23 protein-coding genes and 1 pseudogene are annotated in these 26,511 nt (G+C 66.9%); 7 read left to right on the forward strand and 17 right to left on the reverse strand.

From position 1 onward, the window contains the following. Positions 1-4 precede the first annotated feature (4 nt). Together ACP694_RS07750 and ACP694_RS07755 are read right to left on the reverse strand one after the other, a co-directional pair. Positions 5-1,393 carry a sigma-54-dependent transcriptional regulator gene (locus tag ACP694_RS07750; protein WP_426011560.1) on the reverse strand — a complete coding sequence of 463 codons (1,389 nt, stop codon included), beginning with the start codon at positions 1,391-1,393 and terminating at the stop codon, positions 5-7. Further along, entirely contained in the window at positions 1,390-3,633 is a 2,244-nt protein-coding gene (locus ACP694_RS07755) for an ATP-binding protein (RefSeq protein ID WP_426011561.1), read from the reverse strand. Before ACP694_RS07755 ends, ACP694_RS07750 begins: the two co-directional genes overlap by 4 nt. A gap of 360 nt (positions 3,634-3,993) precedes the next feature. Here ACP694_RS07755 and ACP694_RS07760 point away from each other — a divergent pair, with 360 nt between their 5' ends. Then, positions 3,994-4,572, forward strand: a complete 579-nt coding sequence (locus tag ACP694_RS07760; RefSeq protein ID WP_426011562.1) for a hypothetical protein — start codon at positions 3,994-3,996, stop codon at positions 4,570-4,572. A gap of 140 nt (positions 4,573-4,712) precedes the next feature. On the opposite strand, the gene ACP694_RS07765 is transcribed toward ACP694_RS07760, so the two are convergent. Genes ACP694_RS07765 through dusB form a run of 3 tightly spaced genes read right to left on the reverse strand, consistent with a single transcriptional unit; the run spans position 4,713 to position 8,265 of the window. Continuing rightward, positions 4,713-6,134, reverse strand: a complete 1,422-nt coding sequence (locus ACP694_RS07765) for a sigma 54-interacting transcriptional regulator (RefSeq protein WP_426011563.1) — start codon at positions 6,132-6,134, stop codon at positions 4,713-4,715. Continuing rightward, on the reverse strand, positions 6,131-7,261 hold the full coding sequence (locus tag ACP694_RS07770) for a two-component system sensor histidine kinase NtrB (protein ID WP_426011564.1): 1,131 nt from the start codon (positions 7,259-7,261) through the stop codon (positions 6,131-6,133). The genes ACP694_RS07765 and ACP694_RS07770 overlap by 4 nt, the downstream gene beginning before the upstream one ends. Then, positions 7,258-8,265, reverse strand: a complete 1,008-nt coding sequence (gene dusB, locus ACP694_RS07775; protein ID WP_426011565.1) for a tRNA dihydrouridine synthase DusB — start codon at positions 8,263-8,265, stop codon at positions 7,258-7,260. Before dusB ends, ACP694_RS07770 begins: the two co-directional genes overlap by 4 nt. 98 nt (positions 8,266-8,363) lie before the next feature. Between dusB and ACP694_RS07780 the strand changes: the two genes are divergently transcribed. From ACP694_RS07780 to ACP694_RS07790, 3 genes are all read left to right on the forward strand, one after another. Further along, positions 8,364-9,515: a bifunctional 2-C-methyl-D-erythritol 4-phosphate cytidylyltransferase/2-C-methyl-D-erythritol 2,4-cyclodiphosphate synthase gene (locus ACP694_RS07780; protein ID WP_426011566.1), complete on the forward strand. Its 1,152-nt coding sequence runs from the start codon at positions 8,364-8,366 to the stop codon at positions 9,513-9,515. A gap of 103 nt (positions 9,516-9,618) precedes the next feature. After that, positions 9,619-10,110 carry a CinA family protein gene (locus tag ACP694_RS07785; protein ID WP_426011567.1) on the forward strand — a complete coding sequence of 164 codons (492 nt, stop codon included), beginning with the start codon at positions 9,619-9,621 and terminating at the stop codon, positions 10,108-10,110. A gap of 1 nt (position 10,111) precedes the next feature. Next, positions 10,112-11,239 carry an FUSC family protein gene (locus ACP694_RS07790; protein ID WP_426011568.1) on the forward strand — a complete coding sequence of 376 codons (1,128 nt, stop codon included), beginning with the start codon at positions 10,112-10,114 and terminating at the stop codon, positions 11,237-11,239. On the opposite strand, the gene ACP694_RS07795 is transcribed toward ACP694_RS07790, so the two are convergent. Together ACP694_RS07795 and lipA are read right to left on the reverse strand one after the other, a co-directional pair. Continuing rightward, entirely contained in the window at positions 11,236-11,688 is a 453-nt protein-coding gene (locus tag ACP694_RS07795) for a type II toxin-antitoxin system RatA family toxin (RefSeq protein WP_426011569.1), read from the reverse strand. The genes ACP694_RS07790 and ACP694_RS07795 overlap by 4 nt on opposite strands. Positions 11,689-11,690: 2 nt before the next feature. Further along, complete coding sequence (gene lipA / locus ACP694_RS07800; protein WP_426011830.1) at positions 11,691-12,665, reverse strand: lipoyl synthase; 975 nt, start codon at positions 12,663-12,665, stop codon at positions 11,691-11,693. Between the two features lie 82 nt (positions 12,666-12,747). Here lipA and ACP694_RS07805 point away from each other — a divergent pair, with 82 nt between their 5' ends. The 3 genes from ACP694_RS07805 to ACP694_RS07815 all read left to right on the forward strand — a co-directional run bounded on the left by ACP694_RS07805 (position 12,748) and on the right by ACP694_RS07815 (position 16,060). Further along, positions 12,748-13,785: an alpha/beta fold hydrolase gene (locus tag ACP694_RS07805; RefSeq protein WP_426011570.1), complete on the forward strand. Its 1,038-nt coding sequence runs from the start codon at positions 12,748-12,750 to the stop codon at positions 13,783-13,785. Positions 13,786-13,942: 157 nt separating this feature from the next. Beyond that, positions 13,943-15,496, forward strand: a complete 1,554-nt coding sequence (locus ACP694_RS07810; protein WP_426011571.1) for an AMP-binding protein — start codon at positions 13,943-13,945, stop codon at positions 15,494-15,496. A 168-nt stretch (positions 15,497-15,664) separates the two neighbouring features. Next, on the forward strand, positions 15,665-16,060 hold the full coding sequence (locus ACP694_RS07815; protein ID WP_426011572.1) for a DoxX family protein: 396 nt from the start codon (positions 15,665-15,667) through the stop codon (positions 16,058-16,060). A gap of 173 nt (positions 16,061-16,233) precedes the next feature. On the opposite strand, the gene lpdA is transcribed toward ACP694_RS07815, so the two are convergent. From lpdA to ACP694_RS07865, 10 genes and pseudogenes are all read right to left on the reverse strand, one after another. Continuing rightward, positions 16,234-17,634: a dihydrolipoyl dehydrogenase gene (gene lpdA, locus ACP694_RS07820; RefSeq protein ID WP_426011573.1), complete on the reverse strand. Its 1,401-nt coding sequence runs from the start codon at positions 17,632-17,634 to the stop codon at positions 16,234-16,236. A gap of 86 nt (positions 17,635-17,720) precedes the next feature. Continuing rightward, complete coding sequence (locus ACP694_RS07825) at positions 17,721-18,197, reverse strand: glutathione peroxidase (protein ID WP_426011574.1); 477 nt, start codon at positions 18,195-18,197, stop codon at positions 17,721-17,723. Between the two features lie 13 nt (positions 18,198-18,210). Continuing rightward, on the reverse strand, positions 18,211-19,521 hold the full coding sequence (locus ACP694_RS07830) for a pyruvate dehydrogenase complex dihydrolipoamide acetyltransferase (protein ID WP_426011575.1): 1,311 nt from the start codon (positions 19,519-19,521) through the stop codon (positions 18,211-18,213). A gap of 12 nt (positions 19,522-19,533) precedes the next feature. Then, positions 19,534-19,617 (reverse strand): annotated as a pseudogene (locus tag ACP694_RS07835) (aldehyde-activating protein); the annotation flags it as partial. A gap of 650 nt (positions 19,618-20,267) precedes the next feature. After that, positions 20,268-21,653: a pyruvate dehydrogenase complex E1 component subunit beta gene (locus tag ACP694_RS07840; RefSeq protein ID WP_426011576.1), complete on the reverse strand. Its 1,386-nt coding sequence runs from the start codon at positions 21,651-21,653 to the stop codon at positions 20,268-20,270. Next, positions 21,653-22,252: a hypothetical protein gene (locus ACP694_RS07845; protein WP_426011577.1), complete on the reverse strand. Its 600-nt coding sequence runs from the start codon at positions 22,250-22,252 to the stop codon at positions 21,653-21,655. The genes ACP694_RS07840 and ACP694_RS07845 overlap by 1 nt, the downstream gene beginning before the upstream one ends. Positions 22,253-22,289: 37 nt before the next feature. After that, a complete protein-coding gene (gene pdhA / locus ACP694_RS07850; RefSeq protein ID WP_426011578.1) occupies positions 22,290-23,315 on the reverse strand; it encodes a pyruvate dehydrogenase (acetyl-transferring) E1 component subunit alpha in 1,026 nt (341 codons plus the stop codon). A 162-nt stretch (positions 23,316-23,477) separates the two neighbouring features. Then, positions 23,478-23,774, reverse strand: a complete 297-nt coding sequence (locus tag ACP694_RS07855) for an FtsB family cell division protein (RefSeq protein WP_426011579.1) — start codon at positions 23,772-23,774, stop codon at positions 23,478-23,480. A 354-nt stretch (positions 23,775-24,128) separates the two neighbouring features. Further along, positions 24,129-25,409 (reverse strand): phosphopyruvate hydratase, encoded by a 1,281-nt coding sequence (gene eno / locus ACP694_RS07860; protein WP_426011580.1) that lies wholly within the window; start codon positions 25,407-25,409, stop codon positions 24,129-24,131. Positions 25,410-25,502: 93 nt separating this feature from the next. Further along, the gene (locus ACP694_RS07865; protein ID WP_426011581.1) at positions 25,503-26,501 is read right to left on the reverse strand and encodes a retroviral-like aspartic protease family protein; all 999 of its coding nucleotides are present in this window, start codon (positions 26,499-26,501) and stop codon (positions 25,503-25,505) included. Positions 26,502-26,511 lie beyond the last annotated feature (10 nt).

Genomic DNA, 26,511 nt, shown 5'->3' on the forward strand with positions numbered 1-26,511 from the left:
TGCCCTATTCTTCCTCTTCCACCCGTGCGCCCGCGACACCGAGAGATTTGAGTTTCCGGTGCAGGGCCGAGCGCTCCATCCCGATGAAGTTGGCGGTCCGCGAGATATTGCCGCCGAACCGCAGGATCTGGGCGTTCAGATACTCCCTCTCGAATAGCTCGCGGGCCTCGCGCAGCGGCAGGGCGATGATCCGCTCGGCCCCGATGGCCCCGGCATTGCCGCCCGTTGGCTGCTCGTGGGTGTTGAGCATCTCGGCGGTGATCAGGTCGCCCGGCTCGCCTGACGCCAGGATCAGCATGCGCTCGACATTGTTGCGCAGCTGGCGGACATTGCCCGGCCAGGCCTGGACCTGCAGGGTCGCCAGGGCGTCCTCGCCCAGCTTGCGACGCTGCATGCCGGTGGCCTCGGCGATGCGCTCGACGAAATAGGCGATCAGCTCGGGGATGTCTTCGCGACGCTCCGATAGACCCGGCACGCGCACCGGCACCACGTTCAGGCGGTGGAACAGGTCCTCGCGGAACCGTCCGGCGGCGATCTCCTCGCGCAGCTCGCGGGAGGTCGATGAAATGACCCGCACATCCACCTGCACGTCGGTGTCGCCGCCGACCCGGCGGAAGCGCTGCTCGACCAGCACCCGCAGGATGCGGCTCTGGGTCTCGCGCGGCATGTCGGCCACCTCGTCGAGATAGAGCGTTCCGCCGTGGGCTCGCTCGAACACGCCGATCTTGCGCGGCCGACCGCCCTCGCCTTCCTCGCCGAACAGCTCGACGTCGAGACGTTCGGGCGCCATGCCCGCGGCGCTGACCGCCACGAACTCGTTGCGTAGTCGCGCGCTGGAGCCGTGGATCAACCGCGCCACCAGCTCCTTGCCGGAGCCGGGCGGGCCCGAGACCAGCACCCGGCTGTTGGCCGGGGCGACCTTGGCGATCAGCTGGCGCAGGGCCTGGGCCGCCGTCGACTTGCCCATCAGGCCATCGGAGCTGAAGCTCTGCACCCGCAGACGGCGGTTCTCGCGCTTGAGGTTGGCCGCCTCCAGCGCCCGCTCCACCACCAGCAACAGGCGGTCGGACTTGAACGGCTTTTCCAGGAACTCATAGGCGCCGCGCTTGATGGCGCTGACGGCGGTCTCGATGTTGCCGTGACCCGAGATCATGATCACCGGCAGGTCGGGATCCAGGCCCTTGACCATGTCGAGCAGTTCCAGCCCGTCCATGCCCCCGCCCTGCATCCAGATGTCGAGCACCAGCAGAGCGGGTTTGCGAGCCCGTAGCGCGGCCAGGGCCTGGTCGCTGTCAGCGGCCACGCGGACGGCGTAGCCCTCGTCCTCGAGAATGCCGGCCACCAGTTCGCGGATATCGACCTCGTCGTCGACCACAAGCACGTCAGCGCTCATATCATCTCCTCTACGCCACTCAGTGCGTTGGCGGCGGCGAGCCGCGCGGTCGTGGGGAACCTCAGTATGACCCGGGCGCCGGTTCCATGCAGCGCGTCGGTCAGGACCAGCTCACCCTCGTGGTCCTCCATGATCCGCTTGACGATCGCCAGGCCAAGGCCTGTGCCCTTCTCGCGGGTCGTGACATAGGGTTCGGTCAGCCGATCGCGGTCGCGGGCCGGCAGGCCCACGCCGTTGTCCTCGACCACCAGGCAGAGATGCTCGTCATCGGAGATCAGGCTGGCGACGATCCGCCCGCCCGGCTCTGGCGTCACCAGACGACGCGCCCCAACCGCCTCGCCGGCGTTCTTGAGAATGTTGGTCAGGGCCTGACCCACCATCCGCGCGTCGCAGCTGATCCAGACGTCCTCGCCCGGCTCCTCGATCATCACGTCGGTCTCGTTATCGACGATGCGCTGGGCGAACACCGCCTGGCGCAGCATCTCGGCCAGATTGGCCGGCGCGAAGCGCGGGGCCGGCATGCGGGCGAAGGCCGAAAACTCGTCGACCATCCTGCCGATGTCACCGACCTGACGGATGATGGTCTCGGTGCAGCGGTCGAAGGTCTCGAGATCGCTGGTGATGTCCTTGCGATACTTGCGGCGAATGCGCTCGGCTGACAGCTGGATCGGGGTCAGCGGGTTCTTGATCTCGTGGGCGATGCGCCGGGCCACGTCCTTCCACGCGGCGTTGCGTTGGGCGGCCACCAGGCGGGTGATGTCGTCGAAGGTCAGCACCAGGCTCTCGGCCGCGTGGCCGGCCCCCCGGAAGCGCAGGCGTCGGGTCTCACCGCCGCGGATCACGTCGATCTCGACCTCGGCATTGGGGCGCCCCCCGCTGATCTCCTGCACGACCGGCTCCAGCTCCGCCGCCACCTCGGCCAGGGATTGGCCCACGGCGCTGTCGTCGAGCGCCAGAAGGTCGCCGGCCCGGCGGTTCAAGGCGGTGATCCGCCCCTCGGCGTCCAGGCCCACCACGCCGGCGCTGACGCCTGAAAGCACGGTCTCGATGAACTGCCGGCGCGACTCGGCGTCCAGGCTAGCGACGCGCAGCGCCGCCTGCTGCGCCTGCAGGTCAGTGGTCATCATGTTGAAGGCCACGGACAGGGCGCGGATTTCCTCGGGCCCGATCTCGACATCGACGCGGGCGTCCAGATCCCCCGCCGACACCCGTCCAGCGGCCTGGACCAGGCCGGAAACCGGGGCCGCGATCGAGTTGGCGGCCGCGATGCCGACCCAGACGGCGGCGACCAGGACCAAAAGCGCGGTCTCGATATAGCTGAGCCCGAAGATCACCTGGATGCGATCCTGGTTCTTCGCCGCTTCGCGATAGGAAATCAGCGACTCCTCGGACTCGATCAGGTGGGCCAGGATGCCCTTGTCGATCGGCCGGGCCACGTAGAGATAGGCGTCGGGAAAGCCCTTGAGGCGGTAAAGCGCCCGGAACAGATCCTCCGTGACAAAGCGCTGTGAGGTGATCTCGCCGGTGTCCGTCCATTTGAAGCTCGACGGTGGCGGGGCCAGGAACGGCGGCGCGTCATCGCTCTCGGCGCGCGCCAGGATGCGGCCGTCGCGGTCCAGCACATAGGCGGCCGAGAAGCCGTTGTCGTCCGCCAGGCTGCGCAGGAAGTGGCCGAAGGCGACAGGCGAGTCGGCCAGGGTCGGCGCCGCCTCGTTCAGCGTGCCGGCCATCGGCCCGACATGCTGGCTGATATAGGTGATCTGCTCGGCGACATAGGAGCGCGCCACGGTGGCGGAGTTTTCGACCACTGTGCGCACGCGTTGGCTGAACCAGGCGTCGACACCGCGGTTGACCAGCACGCCGAAGAACAGGGCCACGATGACGGCCGGGGCGACGGCCGCGACGGAGAACAGGCCGACGAAGCGCAGATGCAATCGCGCGCCAGCGTCGCTGGCTCGCGCATCAACCAGGTCCAGGAGCCGCCAGCCGACAATGCCGGCCACGCAGAGGATCAAGGCGAGGTTGAAGCCCAGCACCGCCAGGATGACCGTGGTGGCCGGTCCGATCGGCCCGGTGGTCGGCGGCGACGAGGCCAGCCCCACCGCCGTGGCGGTCAGGGCGACGGCCAGCCCGTAGGCCCCGCCGAGCGTAAAGCGCGATCGCAGTAGCTCGCGCCACCAGGCCCGGCTGAACCGGGTCGGCGGTCCTTCGAACTCCAGCACGGATGGAACGGACGCCATTCAACAAGTTTAAGGGGAGGTGTGCCCCAAACTCAACAGGTATGTGCCAATTAAGCGTCAGCGGTGTGTGCTTGGTTCGATGCAACCGATTGCGTGACCTACATCGGCGCGAGGTGTTTGCGCTGCGATACGGCCATTGACGCAACTTCGATGCGGTGCGCAACCAATGCAATACGCTTTCCAGCCAAGAGTGGATTCGTTCGCCACTGGAGTGCAGATTTATTGGATCCGCAAAGATCGGCGAGCCAATATTGGCCTAGAGCGCAGGAGTTGGTGACAATGAGTACGCCAGTCAGGTGTGACAACTGCCTGCATTTATGGCCATCGCACGGCATGGTAATAAGGAATGCCCGAGCTTCCATGAGCGGGAACAAAGAAGGGCCATGCCCAAGGTGTGGAGGAGTTGGCTCAGTACAAGACGGAGAATATATTTACGGGTCTGATGCTTCTGCTACCCTTTCACGCGGACCAGCATCGAGCTTCGCCGCTTTTAGAGAACTGTACGGAGCTTTCACAGCGCCTGATGTTCGGCGAACCGATCTTGAAGCAATCGAACTTTTGGCAAAATCCGCCAAAGCCGGCACCCTCGCGCCGGACGAAATTGCCGAAGCCGTCGCGGCAATCAATCCAAACATCGCCGAGACGATACGGAGCGATGCGGTTGCCTGGGCCAGCCTCGTTGTTGCGATTCTGGCGCTGCTCTTCGCGGTGTGGACTTGGTACGACGACAAGGCTGATAACGCGAGCCAGGTGGAACGAGATGAACGGTCGATTGCCGTTCTAAAAAGCATCCAACAAGCGCTCGAGGCTCAGGGCGTTGTAGCCAGCCAGGCTCCACAGGAACCAGTCGCTCCAAGTTCATCTCGTCAGCAGAGACGCCTGATCGCAAGAAAGGCAGAAAAGGCGGCTAGGAAGCAGCCTCGCCCAATTCCCAGCTAGTAGTGAGCGTTGGGCGTAGGGGCTTAGTTTGAACTACGCGCCAAAACAGCCCGTCTGAGCTGCGGCACCTCCCCTGCGCAGGTGCCCGGGAACAGGAATGCGGCCCGGCAACCACTAGCCGGTGGCACCACGCCCGCGCCTTATCGGCGCCCCCGCGTCATCTCGACGCCCAAATCCTGGATCTTCTTGCGCAGAGTGTTGCGGTTGAGGCCGAGGATTTCCGCGGCGCGCACCTGGTTGCCGCGCGTGGCCGACAGGGTCAGCTGGATCAGCGGTCGTTCGACCTCCTGCAGCACGCGGTCATATAGCCCGGCCGCCGGCAAGCCATCCGGCTGATCGGCGAAGTGCGACGACAGGTGGCGCTCCACCAGGCTGGCCAGGGTGACGGGGCCCTCGTCGGCATGGGCGGTGGGGGTGTGATCCTGCAGCTCGCGATCGACGATGCGGGCGGTGATCAGCTCCTCGGCATAGAGGGCGCACATCCGGCGGATCAGGTTTTCCAGCTCGCGCACATTGCCCGGCCAGGCGTGGGTCTTCATGCGGTCCAGGGCGCTGGAGTCGATGGTCTTGGAGGGCAGGCCTTCGCGGGCGGCGCGCAGCAGGAAGGTGCGGGCCAGGTCCGGAATGTCCTCGGTGCGGTCGCGCAGCGGCGGCAGGCGCACGGGGGCCACGTTGAGGCGGAAGAACAAGTCTTCCCGGAAAAGCCCTTGTTGGATCAGGCCGCGCAGGTCTCGGTTGGTGGCGGCGATGATCCGTACATTGGGCCGGCGGCCGGTCTTGGGGTTGAGCACCGGCTCAGTGCCGTCGATCACCCGCAGCAGGCGTGTCTGGGCGTCCAGCGGCATGTCGCCGATCTCGTCGAGGAACAGCGTGCCGCCATCGGCCTCGATCAGCCGGCCCTGGTCGCCCTCGCCGCGTCCGAAAAGTTCGGTCTCGACCCGCTCGCGCGGCACGGCGGCCAGGTTGATGACCACGAACTTGCCGTCGCGGCGGCGACCCAGTTCGTGCAGGGCGCGGGCCACCAGTTCCTTGCCTGTGCCGCTTTCGCCGAGAATCAGCACCGTCAGATCGGCGCCGACCAGCCGGGCGATCGTGCGATAGACCTCCTGCATCGGGGCCGAGCGGCCGATCAGCGGCAGGCGCTCGTCGCGCATGGCCCGGGCCTGGGCCTTGGAGGCCTCCGCGTCGGCCGGACGCGACAGGGCGCGGCGGGCGGCGGACGTGACGTCGTCCAGATCGAAGGGCTTGGAGATGTATTCGAACGCGCCCGCGTCGGCGGCGTTGACCGCCGTCAGCAGGGTGTTCTGGGCGCTCATCACGATGATCGGCAACTTGGGCCGTTCCTTGCGGATGCGCGGCAGAACGTCGAACACGTTCTCGTCGGGCATCATCACGTCGGTGACGATCAGGTCGCCCTCGCCGTCCATCACCCATTTCAGCAACGTGGTGGCGTTGCCCGTCGCCCGGACCTGATAGCCCAGCCGGGTGAAGGCCTGGCTGAGCACCAGACGCACCGAGCTGTCGTCGTCGGCGATCAGGATTTTCTTGCTGGCGGCGTTCATGCGTGGGCGTCTCCAGTGGAGGAAGCAAGCTTTCCGGTGGCCATGGGCAGCAGCACGCGGAACACCGTGCGGCCGGGCTCGGATTCGAAATCGATCAGTCCGCCGTGGCTGGTCACCAGCTTGGTGACCAGGGCCAGGCCCAGGCCCGTGCCGTTGGCCTTGGTTGTGACGAACGGCTGGAACAGGTGGTCGCGCAGGCTGTCGGGCACACCGGGACCGTTGTCCTGGACGCGAATCTCGATCGGCGCGCCCGCCGAGGCCTTGCCGTCGGCGCCGCGCACCCGGACGCCGGGACGCCAGGCGGTCTGGATCGACAGGATGCCCAGGCCGTCGCCGCGCATGTGGGCGGCTTCGGCGGCGTTCTTGACCAGGTTCAGGAACACCTGGATCAGGTGGTCCTCGTCGCCCCAGACATCCGGCAGCGACGGATCATAATATTCCTCCAGCGCCAAGCCGTCGGCGACGCCGTTGACGACCAGGGCGCGGACGCGGTCCAGAACCTGGTGGATGTTCACGGCCTCACGCGGGCTCGGGACCTCGTCGGAGAAGGCCTCCATGCGCTCCACCAAGCGGCGGATGCGGTCCGTTTCGTCCACGATAAGCTGGGCCAGCGGCTGGTCTGCGGCGCTGGCGCCGGTCTTCAGCAATTGGGCCGCGCCGCGAATGCCGGCCAGCGGGTTCTTGATCTCGTGGGCCAGCATGCGCCCCAGCCCGACCACCGAGCGCAGGCCGGCGGCGTCCGAGGCCCGCTCGACGCCCAGCACGCCCTTGACGTGCAGCGTCAACAGCACCGAGCCGTCGCCCAGCGGCGCAGCGGCGCCGTCCGCCTCGAACGGCGGCTGGCCGAACAGGTTGACCTCGACGCCGTGCTCGCGGACCAGCGCCCCTTCGAACAGGGCGCGGTCCATCATCGAGACCAGCACCGAGCCCGGCGGCAGGGCGGCGCGGAACCGGCCCCGGGCCAGCAGCGACAGGCCTTGGCCAAACAGCGCCTCGGCGGCCTCGTTGACCGCCACCAGGGCGCCTTCCCGGTCGACGACCAAGGCGGGTTCGGGGCTGAGGTCGAAGGCCGCGATCTTCAGGCTGTCGGCGATCTTGGTGGGGACGACGCGGGCATGATCGGTCATGCGGCGAGCCTCCGGTCGCCCAGCCACAGGTTGGCCAGGCCATCCTCGATCGCGGCGGGATCTTCCAGCCGGCACAGCGCCGAGCGGGCGATCCGGCGCGCTTCCTCGCTGTCGGGCCACGGCGCGGCCTCGATGTAGGAGGCAAGGTGCTTGCGGAACATCTTCAGGCCGACGCTCTGGCCGTAGAAGTCCAGGCTGCGGCGGAAATGGGTGACGGCGATGGCCAGGCGCTCGTCAGCATCCGGTTCGCGGAAGCCTTCGCCGCGCAAGGCCGCCTCGATGGCCTGGGCGATCCACGGACGGCCATAAACGCCGCGCCCGATCATCACGCCGTCGGCGCCGGACTGTTCGAGCGCCCGGCGGGCGGTGTCGCCGTCGACGATGTCGCCATTGACCAGCACCGGCACGCCGACCGCGGCCTTGACCGCCGCGACAGCCTCCCAGTCGGCCTCGCCCTTGTAGAACTGGCAGCGGGTGCGGCCGTGGACGGTGATGGCCTGGGCGCCGGCGTCCACCGCCCGGCGGGCGATGTCGGCGGCGTTGCGGCTGTGGTCATCCCAGCCCAGGCGCATCTTGACGGTGACCGGCACGTCCACGGCCTTGACGGCGGCGGCCACCAGGGCCTCGGCCAGGTCGGGCTCGCGCATCAGGGCCGAGCCCGAGGCGACGCCGCCGGTGACCTGTTTGGAGGGACAGCCGAAATTGAGGTCGATGATCTGGGCGCCGGCGTCGGCGGCCAACCGCGCGCCCTGGCCCATGAAGACGGGGTCACGGCCAACCAGTTGGACGACCATCAGCGGCAGGCCCTTACCTACCGCCGCGCGGCGCACGGCGTCGGGCCGACCTCTCGCGAATTCCGCGCAGGCGACCATTTCCGTCGCCACATAGGCCGCGCCGAGGCGGGTGGCGGTTTCCCTGAAAGGCAGATCCGAGACACCCGTCATCGGCGCGATCCATACGCGTCCGGGTACCTCGACCTTGCCGACTGCGAGAGTGTTGCTCATTTTATACGCATCCCCACCGCACTGTTTTTAGGCATATTGTGCGGCGCAGTAAAGCCCACATCGCTGGACAAGTTTCCGCATGCGGCTAAACAGCCACAATGACCTTCTCCGCCGTCATCGTCGCCGCTGGCTCCGGGACCCGCAGCGGCCCCGGCCAAGCCAAACAGTGGCGTATTGTGGCGGGCAAGCCCGTGTTGCGTTGGTCAGCCCAAGCGTTGCTGAACGCGGGGGCTCAAAGCCTTGTGATCGTGGCCGATCCGGGCGCGCGCGAAGCTCTGGACAACGCGTTACACGGCCTTTCAGGCTGGACGACGACGGCCGGCGGCGCGACGCGCGCCCTTTCCGTCCAGGCCGGGCTGGCCCTGTTGGCCGACCGCCCGGCCGATGAGCCCGTCCTGATCCACGACGCCGCCCGTCCCTTCCTCGGCGCCGCAACAATCGCCGCGCTCCTCACCGCCGTCGCGACCGCCGACGGCGCGATTCCAGCCTTGCCGGTGGCCGATACGCTGAAAAGCGCGGCGCTCGACGCTGGTCTTGTCACGAAACCGCGTGACAACCTCTGGCGCGCCCAGACTCCCCAGGCCTTCCGCCGGGAACGTCTGGTGAAAGCCTATACGGCATGGTCCGGACCGAGCGAACCGACCGACGATGCTCAGGTGGTCGAGGCCGACGGCGGGCGCGTGGTCGCGATCCCCGGCGACCCGATGCTGATGAAACTGACCTATCCGGAGGACTTCGCCATGGCCGAGCTGTTGGCGGGCGCCGCGCGCATCACCCGCATGGGCCAGGGCTTCGACGCCCATCGCTGGGGGCCGGGCCAATCCGTGTGGCTGTGCGGCGTGGAGATCGCTCACGACGAGACCCTGATCGGTCATTCCGACGCCGACGCCGGCCTGCACGCCCTGACCGACGCCATCCTCGGCGCGATCGGCGAAGGCGACATCGGCGACCACTTCCCGCCCACAGATCCGCAATGGAAGGGCGCGTCGTCGGACAAGTTCCTGATCCATGCCGTGGATCTCGTGCGAGCGCGGGGTGGGGCTTTGATCAATGTCGACGTGACCCTGATCTGCGAGCGGCCGAAGATCAAACCGCACCGCGCGGCCATGCGCGCGCGACTGGCCGAGATCCTCGACCTGCCGCTCGACCGGGTCAGCGTCAAGGCGACCACCACCGAAGGCATGGGCTTCACCGGCCGCGGCGAGGGTTTGGCGGCTCAGGCCATCGCCGTGGTCGAGACGCCGGCCTAGGGGCTGCGAACGGAGATCGGGACACACACTCCCCCATCGACATTGCCATGCGATCACCGGCCGTGGTGTGAGTGTGTCCCCGCATCAGCCGCAGGAGTCCCTTATGTTTCCGCTCGAAATCCAGACTCTGGCCCGCCTGCTGATCGATGAGGCCCGGCAAAGGTCCCTGCGGCTGGTCACGGCCGAAAGCTGCACCGGCGGCCTGGTGGCCGGCGCGATCTGCAACATTTCCGGGGCCTCCGACGTCTTCGAGCGCGGCTTCGTCACCTACACCAACCGCGCCAAGTCCGAGATGCTGGGCGTGCCGGGCGACTTGATCGCCGACCATGGCGCGGTGTCGGAGGTGGTGGCGCGAATGATGGCCGAAGGCGCGCTGGAGGCCAGCAACGGCCACGTCGCCGTGTCGATCACCGGCGTGGCCGGCCCCGGCGGCGGCTCGCCGCTGAAGCCGGTGGGCACGGTGCATTTCGCCGTGGCCCGCGCCAACCGCTCGGTCGTCCATCGCCACGAGCTGTTCGAGGGCGAGACCCGCGAAGGCGTCCAATTGGCGGCCGTGCGCACGGCGCTGGAGATGCTGCGCGAGGCGGTGGCCTAGCATGGCCGACCACCCGCCCAGCGACTCGCCCGGCCATTGGCGGCGGTTTGTCGGCCTCGGACTGTCTCGCGCCGCCCTGGCCAAGGCGGCCGGTCGCCAGACCGAGCTGCGCCACGCCGTCCGGGTGTCGGCGGCGGTGCTGGCGGCCTACGCCCTGGCGACCCTGTTGCGCCTGCCGCAGGGCTATTGGGCGGTGTTCACCGCCGTGATCGTCGTCCAGTCCAGCCTGGGCGCGACCATCACCGCCTCGATCGAGCGGCTGATGGGCACCGCCGTCGGGGCCGTGGTCGGCGCGGGGGCGGCGATGCTCCACGTCCGCTTCCCCGAGGCCGGCGGACCGATCCTGGCGATCACGGCGGCCCTGCTGGCCTTCATGGCCGCCGTCCGACCCGCGTTCAAGGTGGCCCCGGTGACCGCCGTAATCATGCTGATCGGCACGACCACCCACATGGACCCGCTGGTCGCCGCCTTCCTGCGGGTGGCCGAGATCACGGTCGGCAGCGTGGTCGGCATCGCAGCCACCCTGCTGATCTTCCCCGCCCGGGCCCACGCGTCGGTGGTGGAGAGCGTCGACAAGGTCACAAGCTTGCTGGCCGATTTGCTAGAGCATTATGCCCGCAAGCTGCGCGGCGGCGAAACCGAGTTCGACGCCCGCGCCCACTATGACGACACCCTCGCGGCCCTGGCCAAACTGCAGACCGCGATGGCCGAGGCCGAGCGCGAGAACGCCAGCAAGCTGAGCGACCATTCGGTGACCGACGCCCTGCCCCGCACGCTGTGGCGGCTGCGCAACGACTGCGCCCAGATCGGCCGGGCTCTGCGCGAGACCCTGCCCGCTCCGGGCCTGACCCTGCAGTCGGCGGCCATGCTTGGCGCCTGCGCGGCGTTCCTGCGCGCCTGCGCGGCGCTGCTGGCCGGCGCGCCTCGCCCCGACCGCCTGGCCTTCGGGGGGGCGCACCAGGCCTTTCAGACTGCGGTCGAGACCCTGCGCGAAACCGGCGGGACCCGCGCGCTCGGCTTTGACGACGCCGCCAGGGTGTTTGGGTTGGTGTTCGCCGTCGAGAACCTGTTCGGCAATCTCGGCGACTTCGAGGAGCGGGTGGAGGAGACGGCGGGGAAGCGGGGTTAGCTCTTCGCCCCATAGATCGCCGCCGCCCGCGCTTCGAAACAGCCGATCAGGGTATTGGCCGCGCGATCCAGATTGGCCGCCAGCAGCGCATCGAGCACGCGCGACTTGAACGCGAAGTCGATGACGAATTCCACAGATGTTCCAGAGACATGCGGCGAAAACCGCCACTGGTTCGATAGCCGCTTGAACGGCCCATAGAGCAGGCTGACGTCCACGCTCAGCGCCTCGGCGTCGCGCCGCACGCGGGTGGCGAACTTCTCGCGCAGGAACGAGAAGCCGACCTGGGCCTCGGCGTCGACGGTCGAGACCGCGCCTTCCACCCGGCTGTTCCAGGTACGCATGCTGGTCAGCCACGGCACGAACTGCGGATAGGACTCCACGTCGCCGACCAGGGTGAACAACTGCTCGGGCGCATAAGGCAGCACCCGGGTGACGACATGGCGATGCAAGGCTAGGCGCTCTTGAGGTCCAGCGCCCGGCGGGCCGCCGCCAGCTTTGCGAAATCCTCGCCGGCGTGGTGCGACGAGCGGGTCAGCGGGCTGGACGACACCATCAGGAAGCCCTTGGCCCGGGCGATCGCCTCATAGGCTTGGAACTCTTCCGGCGTCACGAAGCGGTCGATCGGCGCGTGCTTGCGGGTGGGCTGCAGGTATTGGCCGATGGTGATGAAATCGACGCCGGCCGAGCGCATGTCGTCCATAACCTGCATGACCTCCTCCTTGGCCTCGCCCAGCCCGACCATCAGGCCGGACTTGGTGAACTGGCTCGGATCGCGCTCCTTGACCCGCTCCAGCAGGCGCAAGGAGTTGTAGTAGCGGGCGCCAGGGCGGATCTTCAGATAGAGTCGCGGCACGGTTTCCAGATTGTGGTTGAAGACGTCCGGACGGGCATCGATGACCACGTTCTCGGCCCGGTCCTTGCGCAGGAAGTCGGGGGTCAGGATTTCGATGGTCGTGCCGGGCGCGGAGGCGCGAATTGCCAGCACCACCTGGGCGAAATGCAACGCCCCGCCGTCGGCCAGGTCGTCGCGGTCGACCGAGGTGATGACCACGTGCTTGAGGCCCATCTTGGCCACGGCTTCGCCCACGCGGCGCGGCTCGTCGGCGTCCAGAGGGTTGGGCATGCCTGTCGCGACATTGCAGAAGGCGCAGGCGCGGGTGCAGATTTCGCCCATGATCATCATGGTGGCGTGCTTCTGGCTCCAGCATTCGCCAATGTTGGGGCAAGCGGCTTCTTCGCAGACCGTGGTCAGCTTGTGCTCGCGAACGATGGCGCGGGTCTCATTGTACTGACCAGACCCGGGCGCGCGCACGCGCAGCCAGTCGGGCTTGCGCAGCACCGGCGTGTCGGGGCGGTTCTGCTTTTCCGGGTGACGGGCGCGCTCGCCTGGAACGCGGGCCTTCAACGTGTCGATCAAGGTGACCATAGTGCCTAGATCGGACTTCTTGGCCTCCGGATCAAGCATGCGATCTTGCATGTGGCCTAAAGGCGCGAAATGAGTGCCTGGAATGCGTCGCCAAGTTCTCGCCCTCCTGCTGGCCCTGCCCCTCGTCTCCTGCGGCGACGAGGCCGTCCGCTCGCCCTTCGCCGAGAGCCGCACGCCGCCCTCCTTGGCGGTGCGGTTCCAGCCGCCGCCTGGCTGGGCCTGGGGCTATGTGAAGGTCGGCGACGACGGCGTGCAGCGCTACGGCGTCTCGACCACGCCCAACGCGCCGCGCGGCCAGATCCTGATCCTGCCGGGCTATGGCGAACCGGCCGAGGTCTGGTTCGAGACGGCGCGGGACCTCAATGCCCGCGGCTATACGGTGTGGGTGCTGGAACGCCAGGGCCAGGGCGGCTCGGAACGCGCCAGCCCCTGGCGCGATCTGGGCCATGTCACCAGCTTCGCGCCCGACGTCACGGCGACCAAGGCCATGGTCAGGGCGGTGATCCGGCCGAACGGGCGTGACCCGTTCGCGGTGCTGGGACACGGCGACGGCGGGCTGGTGGCGCTGCGGGCGGCGGAAGAAGGTCTGCGGGCCGACTCGTTGATTCTGTCTTCGCCCAATTTCGACATCGCCGACCTGCCGCGCCCCAAGAGCGAACTGATCCGCATCGCGCGCTGGGCCCGGAGCCTGAAGCTCGGCTTCCTCCGCTATCCCGGTCAGGCCGGCTGGAAACGCGACGCAGGGGTCGATGGCGCGCTGAGCCACGACAAGGCCCGGGGCGGCGTGCAGCAGGCCTGGCAACTGGCTAATCCCGACCTGCGGATGGGCGCGCCAAGTCTGGCCTGGTACGCGGCCTTCTACGACGCGGTCGACGCCGTGGGCCGCGATCTCAAGCGCGTGCGGGTTCCAGTCGTCATGCTCGACGCGGGCCAGGACTCCAAGGTTCTGCCCGCCCCGCAACGCACTGTCTGCGCCGCCCTGCCCGCCTGTGTCGAAACCCGCTATCCCACCGCCCGTCACGCCCTCCACCTTGAGGCGGACTCGGTGCGCGGTCCCTGGCTGGCCGCCATTGACGACATGGTCCGCGCCCCCATGGCCTATCCGCCACCCCGGCGTTGAAGGGCCAATCCTTGAACGCCGAGGCGTCGATCGCATTTCAGAGGGATCGGTGCGGTGACGTGCGCGTCACCGGACTTTGCAAAGCCAGGCTCCATCGCTAGGGTCCCGCTTCAATCAGACGAGCGCGCCACGTCGCGCTTGGGGAGGTTTCGCCGGCATGCCGGTCGTATTTGACGCTCAGGCGGGCCAGAAGGCTCTCTTCGACGCCCTGTTGGACGCCCGTGACAAGTACGGGGCCCGAAAACCGATCCTGGAAGATCAGGACCGCAATCCGCTCAGCTATACCGATCTGATCCGCGCCGCGTTTGCCCTGGGCCGAAAGATCGCGGCCATGACCCAGCCGGGCGAGCATGTCGGCATCCTGCTGCCGTCAGGCTCCGGGGCGGTCGTGACCTTCTTCGCCCTGCACGCCTTCGGCCGCGTGCCGACCATGCTCAACTTCACGGCCGGCCTGCGCAACCTGCGCGCCGCCTGCGAGCTGGCCGGGGTCAAGCGGGTGCTCACGGCCCACAAATTCATCGAGCTGGGCAAGCTGCACGACATCGTCGACGCGCTGGGCGAAAAGGCGACGATCACCTATCTGGAAGACGTGCGCGGCACGATCGGCACCGGCGACAAGCTGTTCGCCGCCGTGGCCGGGGCCTTTCCCCGCACCCTGCGCGCCCATGCCAAGCCGTCGGATCCAGGCGTGGTGTTGTTCACCTCGGGCAGCTTCGGCGCCCCGCGCGGCGTGGTGTTGAGCCAGGCCAACCTGGTCTCGAACGCCGAGCAGATCGCCAGCCATATCGCGCTGGACCCGGCCTGGGTGTTCTTCAACCCGCTGCCGATCTTCCACTGTTTCGGCCTGACCGGCGGCGTGATCCTGCCGCTGTTGAAGGGCATGAAGGCCTTCCAGTATCCCTCGCCCCTGCACACCAAGCAGATCCCGGCCCTGGTCAAGGACACCGGCGCCTCGGTGCTGTTCGCCACCGACACCTTCCTCAACCACTATGCCCGCGCCTCGGACAGCGATGAGCTTTCTGGTCTGAGGTTCATCGTCTGCGGCGCTGAAAAGGTTCGCGAAGAAACCCACAACCTCATCAACGAGAAGTTTGGTGACGTGCCGGTTTTGGAGGGTTACGGGGCGACCGAGGCCTCGCCGGTGATCGCGGTCAACAAGCCCGAGGACAACCGCCGGGGCACGGTCGGCGGTCTGCTGCCCGGTCAGGAGTGGAAGATCGAACCGGTTGAGGGGATCGCCGGCGGCGGCCGCCTGCTGGTGCGCGGCCCCAACATCATGTCGGGCTATCTGCGCGAGGACGGCGGCGTCGACGCCCCCGAGGACGGCTGGCACGACACCGGCGACGTGGTGAACATGACGGACGACCTGTGGGTCACCATCAAGGGTCGGGTGAAGCGCTTCGCCAAGATCGGCGGCGAAATGGTCTCCCTGACCGCCGCTGAGGACCTGGCCAGCGCGGTCTGGCCCGACGGCCGCCACGCGGTGATCTCGATGCCCGACAAGAAGAAGGGCGAGAAGCTGGTTCTCGTCACCGACTGCCAGAACGCCGCTGTCACCTCGCTGGTCGCCCACGCCCAGAGCATCGGCGCGCCGGAACTGGCCGTGCCGCGCAAGATCCTCAAGGTGCAGGAAGTGCCGGTGCTGGGCAGCGGCAAGACCGACTATGTCGCCATCCAGCGGATGGCCGATCAGGACGCGAAGGCCGCCTAGGGCATTTTTCGAGCGAAGTGGTTCCGGTTCGCGTGAAGAAAAATGTGTCAAAACAAAAGATTAGAGCTCACGGCCTGACGCAGTCAGGTCGGGAAATGCTCTAATGCGATTGGGGACAGGCGCATGCGCCTGTCCCCAGCCTCGCCATCAATCGCTGGAGGGAAGATCATGGAACGCTTGAACGTGTGGGCGCCGCGGGTGCTTAGCCTGCTTCGGATCATCGCCGCCCTGCTCTTCATGCAGCATGGCCTGATGAAGGTGTTCCACTTCCCGGCCGCCCAGCCCGGGTCGCCCGATCCGCTGCCGACCTTGCTGCTGGTCGCCGCTTGGCTGGAGATCGTCGGCGGCGCGCTGCTGGCGCTCGGCCTGTTCACCCGGCCGGTCGCCTTCATCCTGTCGGGGCAGATGGCGGTGGCGTATTTTCTGGCCCATTTCAGCAAGGGCTTCTGGCCGGCCCTGAACGGCGGCGAGGCGGCGATCCTGTTCTGCTTCGTGTTCCTGTACCTGGCGTTCGCCGGGCCGGGTGAGTTGAGCATCGACGCCCAAGTGCGCAAGCGGCCGTAGTTTTCCCCTTCTCCCCTTGCGGGAGAAGGTGTCAGCGAAGCTGACGGATGAGGGTTGAAGAACGAAAACGCCGCGCCTGGCTTCAAAGCTGGGCGCGGCGTTTGGCTTTTGAGAGACCCCTGATCCGTCGGCCTTCGGCCGCCACCTTCTCCCGCAAGGGGAGAAGGATCAGATCAGATGTGCAGCACTCGCCCATAGGCGTCGAGCGCCGCCTCGTGCATGGCCTCGCTCATCGTTGGGTGAGCATAAACGATGCCGTGAAGGTCTTCCTCGGTGGCTTCCAGGGTGATGGCGGTGACGAAGCCCTGGATCATCTCGGTGACCTCATGGCCGATCATGTGGGCGCCGATCAGGGCGCCGGTCTTGCCGTCGAAGATCGTCTTGACGAAGCCCTCGGTCTCGCCGGCCGCCACGGCCTTGCCATTGACCTTGAACGGGAAGCGGCCGGCCTTGACCTCGATCCCGGCCGCCTTGGCTGCGGCTTCCGTCAGGCCCACCGAGGCGACCTGCGGGTTGGCGTAGGTGCAGCCGGGGATGGGCGAGTGTACGGCGGGCGTCTTGTAGCCGGCGATGTGCTCGGCGGCGTGGATGCCCTCGTGGCTGGCCTTGTGGGCCAGCCACGGCGGGCCGGCGGCGTCGCCGATGGCGTAGAGGCCCGGGACATTGGTCTCGCCGTGCTTGCCGGTGACAACATGGCCGCGTTCGAGGGTCAGGCCCACCGACTCCAGCCCCTCGGTATTGGGGGCGATGCCCACCGCGACGATGCAGACGGCGGCGGTCAGAACTTCGGCCTTGCCGCCGGCCTCGATGGCCACCGAGACGCCGGTGGCGGTCTTCTCGACCTTGGTCACCTTGGCGCCGATGCGGAAGGCGATGCCGCGCTTCTCAAAGGCTTTCTGGGCGGCCTTTGAGACCTCGGCGTCCTCGACTGGCATGATGCGATCGACGGCCTCGACGACGGTCACCTCGGCGCCCAGGGCGCGGTAGAAGCTGGCGAACTCGATGCCGATGGCGCCCGAGCCGATGACCACCAGCGACTTGGGCATGGCCTTGGGGGCCAGGGCGTCGCGATAGGTCCAGATCTTGTCGCCGTCCGAGACCGCGCCGATGGCGGGGATGTCGCGAGCCCGGGCGCCGCTGGCCAGGATCACGCTGCCGGCCTGGATCGTGCGGCTGCCGCCGGCCTTCAGGGCCACGACCACCTTCGGAGACGGCGTGCCCTTTTCCAGCCGGGCCTCGCCCTCGACGACCTCGATCTTGTGCTTCTTCATCAGGAAGGCGATGCCGTTCGACATGGTCTTGGCCACGCCGCGTGAGCGGTCGATGATCTTGGCGAAGTCGAACGAGGCCTTCTCGACCGCCAGGCCATAGCCGCCGAGGTGGGAGAGCTGCTCGAAGATCTCGCCGGACTTCAGTAGCGCCTTGGTCGGGATACAGCCCCAGTTGAGGCAGACGCCGCCCAGGTTCTCGCGCTCGATGATCGCCGTCTTCAGGCCCAGTTGGCTGGCGCGGATCGCGGCCACATAGCCGCCGGGGCCGGCCCCGATGACGACGACGTCGAATTCCGTGGACATGGTGTTCTTACCCTAGGTTTGACGCCTTCGGGGGGAGCCGGCGGGCGTCGGTCGATCGGCCCCAAGGCCGGTCCAGGAGAGAGTGTCTAAAGCAGCGCCTCGACGGCGAGCGTCAGGTCTTCGGGCTTGGTGGTCGGCGCGAAACGTTCGACCACCTCGCCGTCACGGCCGATCAGGAACTTCGTGAAGTTCCACTTGACGCCCTCGGTGCCCAGCAGGCCCTTCTGCTCGTGCTTCAGATAGGCATAGAGCGGGTGGGCGTCAGGGCCGTTGACGTCGATCTTGGCCAGCACCGGGAAGGTCACGTCATAGGTCAGCGCGCAAAAGCTGGCGATCTCCTCGGCGGTCCCTGGCTCCTGCGCCCCGAACTGGTTGCAGGGGAAGGCCAGGATCGTGAAACCGCGGTCCTTGTAGTCCCGGTACAGCGTCTCCAACCCCTCATATTGCGGGGTGAAGCCGCACTTGCTGGCCGTGTTGACGATCAGCAGCACCTGGCCGCGATAGTCGGCCAGGCTCGTGTCGTGGCCGTCTAGCGTCTTGGCGGAGAAGTCGTAGACCGACATCGTCGTTCCCCGCCTAGACCAGCAGCGTCAGCGGCTCTTCGATCAGCGGCTTGAAGGCGGCCAGGAACCTGGCCCCGATCGCGCCGTCGACCACCCGGTGGTCGCAGGTCAGGGTGATGGTCATCACCGTGGCCACGGCCAGCTCGCCATTCTTCACGACCGGCCGTTGCTCGCCGGCGCCCACGCTCATGATCGCGCCCTGCGGCTCGTTGATGATCGAGGCGAACTGCTTGATGCCGAACATGCCCAGGTTGGAGACCGAGAAGGTGCCGCCCTGGAATTCCTCGGGCTTGAGCTTCTTGGACTTGGCGCGGGCCGCCAGGTCCTTCACCTCGGCTGAGATCTGGGCCAGGCCCTTGGTCTCGGCGGCGCGGACGATCGGGGTGATCAGTCCGCCGTCGATGGCCACAGCCACGGCGATGTCGGCGTGCTTGTGCATCGCGATGCCCTCGGGCGTGTAGGAGGCGTTGGCCTCCGGCACGCGCTTGAGCGCCACGGCGCAGGCCTTGATGACGATGTCATTGACCGACACCTTGACGCCCTGGCCTTCCAGCAGGCGGTTGATCTTGGCGCGGGCGGCCAGCAGGGCGTCGATCTCCAGATCGATGACCAGCGGGAAGTGCGGCACGTCGCGGAAGCTGTCGGTCAGGCGGCGCGCGATGGTCTTGCGCATGCCGTCCAGCGGGATCAGGTCGTAGGAGCCGGCGGGGATGCCCATCTGCTCCAGCGACAGAACCTTGCGCGGCTCGGCGGCGGCCGTCGGAGCCGAGGCGGCCGCAGCGGCCTTGGGAGCGGCAGCGGCAGTCGCGCCGCCCTTGCCGGCGGCCTCGACGTCGGCCTTGACCACGCGGCCGTGGGGCCCCGAGCCGGTGATGGCCTTCAGGTCCAGGCCGGCGGCCGAAGCCAGGCGGCGAGCCAGGGGCGAGGCGAACACGCGGTCGCCGGTCGGCGCGACGGCGGGCGCAGCCTTGGCTGGGGCAGCGGTTTCGCCAGCGGCCTGGACAGGCGCAGCGGGCGTCGGGGCGGCCTTTGGCGCCTCGGCGACGGGAGCGGCCGCGGCCGGCGTCGGAGCCGGGCTTTCGCCCTCGCCCGTCAGCTTGGCGATCTGGGCGTTGACCTTGACGTTCTCGGTCCCGGCCTCGACCAGTATGGCTTCGATCACGCCTTCATCGACGGCTTCCACCTCCATCGTCGCCTTGTCGGTCTCGATCTCGGCGATCACGTCGCCGGCCTTGACGGTGTCGCCAACCTTGACGTGCCACTTGGCGAGGGTCCCCTCCTCCATGGTAGGCGACAGGGCGGGCATCAGGATGTCGATCGACATTGAGAGTCTTCCTCAAGCGTTCGGGACGGCTTCGACCAAGGTGGTCGGCGTCCAGCGAGCCTTGCGACGGGCAAGGCGTTGTTCGTCCGTTTCGTCATGATAGTCCAGCCGTTCAGGCTCGCGCTCGGCGAAACCCGGCAGGTCGGTCCCCACGACATTGAGGGTGGCGTAGGCCTGGCCCTCGTCCTCGATCAGCGCCGCGACGTAGACGGCGCATTCGCGGCAGATCAGAAAGTCCACCTTGCGGCGTCCGAACCGGTAACGCGTCAGCGACCCCGGCGCGGCGGTGATGTGCAGCCGGCTGCCTGGATCACTGGTGGTCCGCGCGCCGTGCCGACGGCAGAAGCCGCATTGGCAGGCCCGCAACGCCAGCTCGGCCACCGGCTTGCCGGGGTCGAGCTGCACATGGACCGCGCCGCAGTGGCAGGAGCCGTTGAGGGTGTTAGTCATTAGCCCCTCCCACTACCCGCGCGACTGCGTACGGATTGCTTCCACAGGTGTAGCCGCCAAGTTGGTCTTCGGACTTCATCATTGGCTGAACGTCCAAATGGGAAGTCCGCTTTTTTTACCCCATCGGCCATTCAAGTAACCACTGACGATTTCGCCCTCAGTTAAGTGCTTAGCGACTAAGGCTTTCAAACAGCCCGAAAGCTGACGGTTGCTCATTTCGGAAACTGGAACGACAGCTTGAAAAACTTTCTCCAAGCTGTCGTACACAGTGATTTCCCAACGGAGACCGCTGGCCATTAGCGGTAGCAGACCGCCTTGGCCGCCTTGACGATCTTGGGGACCGACGGCAGCGACAGGGCTTCAAGATTGGCCGCATAGGGCAGCGGCACGTCTTCCTGGTGAACCCGCAGCGGCGGGGCGTCCAGATAGTCGAAGCCGAACTCGGTGATGCGGGCGACAATCTCGGCGCCGACGCCCATCGGGCCCCAGCCCTCCTCGACCGTCACCAGACGGTTGGTCCGCTTGACGCTTTCAAGGATCGTGGCGTGGTCCATCGGACGGATCGTGCGCAGGTCGACGACCTCGGCCTCGACGCCCTCCTTGGCCAGTTCCTCGGCGGCTTGCAGGGCAAAGCCGACCATCCGCGAATAGGTGGCGATGGTGACGCTGGGACCGGTGTGACCCTCGGCGACGAAACGACGGACCTTGGCCTTGCCGATCGGCACGACCCAGTCCTCGACATCCGGGATGTCGAACTCGTGGCCGTACATCATCTCGTGTTCGAGGAAGACGATCGGGTTCGGGTCGCGGATGGCGGCCTTCAACAGGCCCTTGGCGTCGGCCGCGTCATAGGGCGCGATGACCTTCAGGCCGGGGACGTTGCCGTACCAGGCCGCGTAGTCCTGGCTGTGCTGGGCGCCGACCCGCGAGGCCGCGCCATTGGGGCCGCGGAACACGATCGACGACTTGATCTGGCCGCCTGACATGTAGAGCGTCTTGGCGGCCGAGTTGATGATCTGGTCGATCGCCTGCATGGCGAAGTTCCAGGTCATGAACTCGACGATCGGCTTGAGGCCGGCCATGGCCGCCCCGACGCCGAGGCCGGCGAAGCCGTGCTCGGTGATCGGGGTGTCGATGACGCGCTTGTCGCCGAACTCCTGCAACAGATCGCGGCTGACCTTGTAGGCGCCCTGGTACTGGGCGACTTCCTCGCCCATCAGGAAGACCTTGTCGTCGCGGCGCATCTCCTCGGCCATGGCGTCGCGCAGGGCGTCGCGCACGGTGATCTTCTTCATCGGCGTGCCGGCCGGGATTTCCGGATCAGCGAAGGTCGAGGCGGCCGAGATCGGGCCAACGGCCGGAGCCGCGGCGGCGACCGGCGCGGGCACCGGAGCGGCTTCGGCGGCGGGCGCGGCGGCCGGAGCCGGGGAAGCGGCTTCCCCCTCGCCCTTCAGCGTGGCGATCGAGGTGTTGACCTTGACGTTCTCGGAGCCGGCCGGAACCAGGATGGCTTCGATCACGCCTTCATCGACGGCTTCGACTTCCATTGTCGCCTTGTCGGTCTCGATCTCGGCGATCACGTCGCCGGCCTTGACGGTGTCGCCGACCTTGACCACCCATTTGGCCAGGGTGCCCTCTTCCATCGTCGGGGAGAGAGCAGGCATTAGAATATCGATCGCCATTAAAGGGCCTCCACTGGCCAAATAGGACGATCGTCACGTCCTAGTACGTAGGGAATCGCACCGGAAGACAGTTTGAAAGCATCTCCAGGCCGGCGATCAGTTCTCATAAAATAGCTTCCCATGACCAGCATCGCTGCGGAGGCGCATTCCTCCTTGCCGCCCGAAGCGCCGGTTACTGGATTGCGACTGCTCTTGGGATACGCGAAACAGACCGACAAGGACCTGAGCGTCTTGCCGTCGACGACCTGCTCGTCGAGCTTTGTACGCCAGTGCCCGACGAGCACCTTCTTGTTGCCCGGATACCAGAGAAAGGCCTGGCCTTGGGCATCGGTATACTCGACCTGGGTTCCATGCTGGCCGTCACCGCCTATGACGGTCACGTCACGCAGGAAGCTCTGAACATAGGTCTCAAACTCCGCCGTCGTCATCGTCTGTGGCGCGGTTTCGTGCGCCTTAAACTCGAAAATGGCGCGCTCGGGATCATACTTCATATAGGCGCTAGAGCCTTCGAACGGCTTTGGCGGCGCGGCTTCCGCCGCCTGCCCCGCCGCGAACGCGTCGGCCCAGGCCACCGGCTTGATGGAGCCCGCGACGACCATGCAGAGCGCCACTCCCAGGAGTACTTTGCCCCGCACGTCAGGCCTCCAGATAGACGTCGGTATAGAGTTCGGAGGGATCCGGCTCGGGGCTGGTGCGGGCGAACTCGGCGGCTTCGGCGACGATGCGCTTCACCTCGGCGTCGACCACCTTCAGATCGTCCTCGGTGACGCCGACCTTGGCCAGGCGTTCCTTCAGGTGGTCGATCGGATCGCGGGTCTGCTTGACGTTATCGACCTCGTCCTTGGTGCGGTACTTGGCCGGGTCGGACATCGAGTGGCCGCGATAGCGATAGGTCTTCATCTCGAGGATGAAAGGACCCTGGCCGCTACGGGCGTGCTCGGCGGCGCGGGCGCCGGCCTCGGCGACGGCCGTGACGTCCATGCCGTCGACTTCCTCGCCGGGGATCCGGAAGGATGTGCCGCGCTTGTGGAAGGCGGTTTCCGACGCCGAACGCTCGACGCTGGTGCCCATGGCGTACTGGTTGTTCTCGATCACATACACGACCGGCAGCTTCCACAGCTGGGCCATGTTGAAGCTTTCGTAGACCTGGCCCTGGTTGGCCGCGCCGTCGCCGAAATAGGCGAAGGCCACGTTTCCGTTGCCCCGGTAATGGTTGTTCAGCGCCAGGCCGGTGCCGAGCGAGACTTGGGCGCCGACGATGCCGTGGCCGCCGTAGAAGCCGGTTTCGATGTTGAACATGTGCATCGAGCCGCCCTTGCCGCGCGACGAGCCGCCCGCGCGACCGGTCAGCTCGGCCATGACTTCCTTTGGATCCATGCCGGCGGCCAGCATGTGGCCGTGGTCACGGTAGCCGGTGATGATCTGGTCGCCCTTGACCTTGATCGACTGCATGCCGACCGCGATGGCTTCCTGACCGATGTAGAGGTGGCAGAAACCGCCGATCAGGCCCATGCCGTACAGCTGGCCGGCGCGCTCCTCGAAGCGGCGGATCAGCAGCATGTTCTGGTAGAATTTCAGAAGCTCGTCCTTGCCGACGAAGGTGTTGACACCGGTGGCGTCGGCCTTCCCCGCGGGGGCTTCACCCTTGCGCGTGCGCGCCATTCAACTCTCCCTGGCCAATCTTCATCGCGGCCCTGCTCCTGGAAGCTCACCGTGCGAACCAACCTTCGGTTCCGCGCCGATGAGCCCTTGGTCAAACCCGAAAACAGGTCAGGTTCGCCTGATCCCGTCGGCAGCTCCGCAGAAACCAATCCGTACGGCGCCTTAGCGCTGGGTACGGATCACGTAGTCCTTGGGGTCGGCATATCCGAGGAGAGAACGCGCGCGCTCCTCCAACAGGTCCTCCGACAAACTGCCGCTGCGTAATAGACGAGCGCGGGCCTCAAGGTCCATCCTTTCGGCGTGGATCTTCTTCAGCTCCAGCGTCTCGGCGGCAAGATCTGCGTTGCGCTGCGACGTCGATAACAGGCCCCGTTCGCCCGTCAGGGCGTGAAACACGAAGTAAGTGATCAACAGGAGAAGCGCCGCAGTCGGCAGGAAGGGTTGCAGTCGGGCGAACATCATCGATTCCCAGCAGGGGAAGTTTACCCTGCCCGATCATGCTTAACGCCTTACTAAACGGGCGGTTTGGGCAGGTGACCGCAAGAGATCGAAAGCAGCATCATAACGCTTTCATTTGAGATGGTTTCAAAGGCATCTAGATACCGCATTGCAGCATCTAAACAGCCGTTTCGGCGCGTTTTTCACGGCGCTGCGGCCGCCCGGTCAGTTTTGCTTTTAGAAAAATTGTTGGTGAACCTTGGCGCCGGGCGCCTGGCGTTTAGGCGGTTGCGTCAGAATCACCTGCCGCGCGAACGTGTTCAAACAAAAAGGGGCGGCGCCGAAGCGCCGCCCCCTGTCGTTCGTTGGCGGAGATTAGCGTCCCTTGAGGACCGCGCGACCGGCATAGACGGCCTGGTCGTCGAGGGCTTCCTCGATGCGCAGCAGTTGGTTGTACTTGGCCAGCCGGTCCGAGCGGGCCAGCGAGCCGGTCTTGATCTGACCGCAGTTCAGGGCCACGGCCAGGTCGGCGATGGTGCTGTCCTCGGTCTCGCCAGACCGGTGGCTCATGACGCTGGTATAGGCGGCACGGTGGGCCATATCGACGGCGTCGATAGTTTCCGACAGGGTGCCGATCTGGTTGACCTTGACCAGGATCGAATTGGCCAGGCCCTGATCGAGACCGATCTGCAGGCGCTTGGGATTGGTGACGAACAGGTCATCGCCCACCAGCTGGACCTTCTTGCCCAGCGTGTCGGTCAGCAGCTTCCAGCCCTCGAAATCGTCTTCCGACATGCCGTCCTCGATCGACAGGATCGGGAACTTGTCGGCGAGGCCGGCCAGGTAGTCGACCATCTGACCCGGATCCAGGCTCTTGCCCTCGCCTTCCAGCTCGTACTTGCCGTTCTTGAAGAACTCGGTGGCGGCGACGTCCAGGCCCAGCACGAAGTCCTCGCCCGACCTGTAGCCGGCCGCCTCGCCCGCCTTGACGATGAAGGCCAGGGCGTCTTCGGCCGAGCCGAGATTGGGGGCGAAGCCGCCTTCATCGCCGACATTGGTGTTGTGACCGGCGTCCTTCAGGGCCTTCTTCAAGCCGTGGAAGATTTCCGCGCCCATGCGCAAGGCCTCGGCGAAGGTCGGGGCGCCTGTCGGCAGGATCATGAATTCCTGGATATCGATCGGATTGTCGGCATGGGCGCCGCCATTGATGATGTTCATCATCGGCACCGGCAGCACGCGAGCGCTGACGCCGCCGACATATTTGTAGAGCGGCAGGCCGGCCGATTCGGCGGCGGCCTTGGCGGTGGCCAGCGACACGCCGAGAATGGCGTTGGCGCCCAGGCGGCTCTTGTTGGCCGTGCCGTCCAGGGCGATCATCAAGGTGTCGAGGCGGCGCTGGTCCTCGGCGTCCACGCCCGACAGCGCGTCGAACAGCTCGCCATTGACCGCATCGACCGCCGACTTCACGCCCTTGCCGCCGTAGCGACCCTTGTCGCCGTCGCGCTTCTCGACCGCTTCGTGGGCGCCTGTCGAGGCCCCCGAGGGCACGGCGGCGCGGCCAAACGCGCCGTCTTCGAGGACGACATCGACCTCGACCGTCGGATTGCCGCGGCTGTCGAGGATTTCGCGGGCGATGATGTCGACGATCTCGGTCATGGGAGCTCCCTTTCAAAAGGCGCTTCCCCTTACCGGCGCAGACCCCGAACCGCAACCGGCGCGGGACGTCATCGTCCGAACGACCGTATGCCCTCAGGCCTGCAGCGCCGGCGGCGACCAGCCCTTGCCGAGCCGGAACTTGACCCGGTCGGAACCGAAATCGAGCTCGACCCGCGCGAACATCTTCAACACGTCCACCCCCAGCAGCACCGCTGGCCGCTTGTTGAGCTCCCAGAGGTCGAAGATATGCAGGTCGGCCAGCACCAGCGGCAGGTTGGTCATTCGCAGCGACCCCAGCTCGATCGAGCGGACGATCCGGAACTCGCCGAGCGTCGCCTCCCCTGCCGCGCCGATCAGATGAACCGCCATGCTCGGCTCGGGCCGGCGGCGCAGCCGCAGCTTGATGGCCTCGGCCAGGGCCAGGTTGCCGATGCTGGCGCCGGACCCTGAATCGATGAAGGCCACGCAGCGCACGCCGCTGACCCGCGCATTGGCGATCGTCAGACGTCCAAAACGCTGGTCGGCGATGACCGAGACCTCTCTCACCCCCGAAAAGGCCGGGCTGAGGGCGCTGCTACGACGCACCTCCAGTCGGTGGCGTCGGAAATCCATCACCACGTTGCGGTCCTCGAGCATGTCGATGCCCATCAGGCCATCGACTCCGAGTCGCTCAGGCGGCAGGACCGGAAGCTGGGCGTTCCTCATCCGCGAGTCGCCCGACACCATAAGCGCCACCTTCGCCGTCGGTGTCAGGGCCGAGCCGCTGACGCCGTGCAGCATCACGTCCTTCCCGCGCTCCAACCCCAGGCGCTCGGCCAGGGGGACGGAGATGGCGCTGCGGTCGGCGCCGGTATCGACCACGAAGTTGAAGGGGCCCTTCCCATCGATGAACACCTCGACGGTCATGCGGTCGGAGGCGTCCAGCGCGGTGTCGACGAAGATGGCTTGCTGGTCGGGCGCGACCAAAGGCCCTGCGGAGGACTGCGCCTGGGGCGCGATGGCCGGGGGCGCGGGCGTCGTGGATCTAGCCAGGGCCTGTTCGGCCAGTAGCGACAATCCCAGTCCCGCCGTTAGATTTCGGCGTGTGAGCATGGGCGGATCT

This window comes from Caulobacter sp. DWR2-3-1b2 (assembly GCF_049896345.1).
Lineage (GTDB): Bacteria > Pseudomonadota > Alphaproteobacteria > Caulobacterales > Caulobacteraceae > Caulobacter.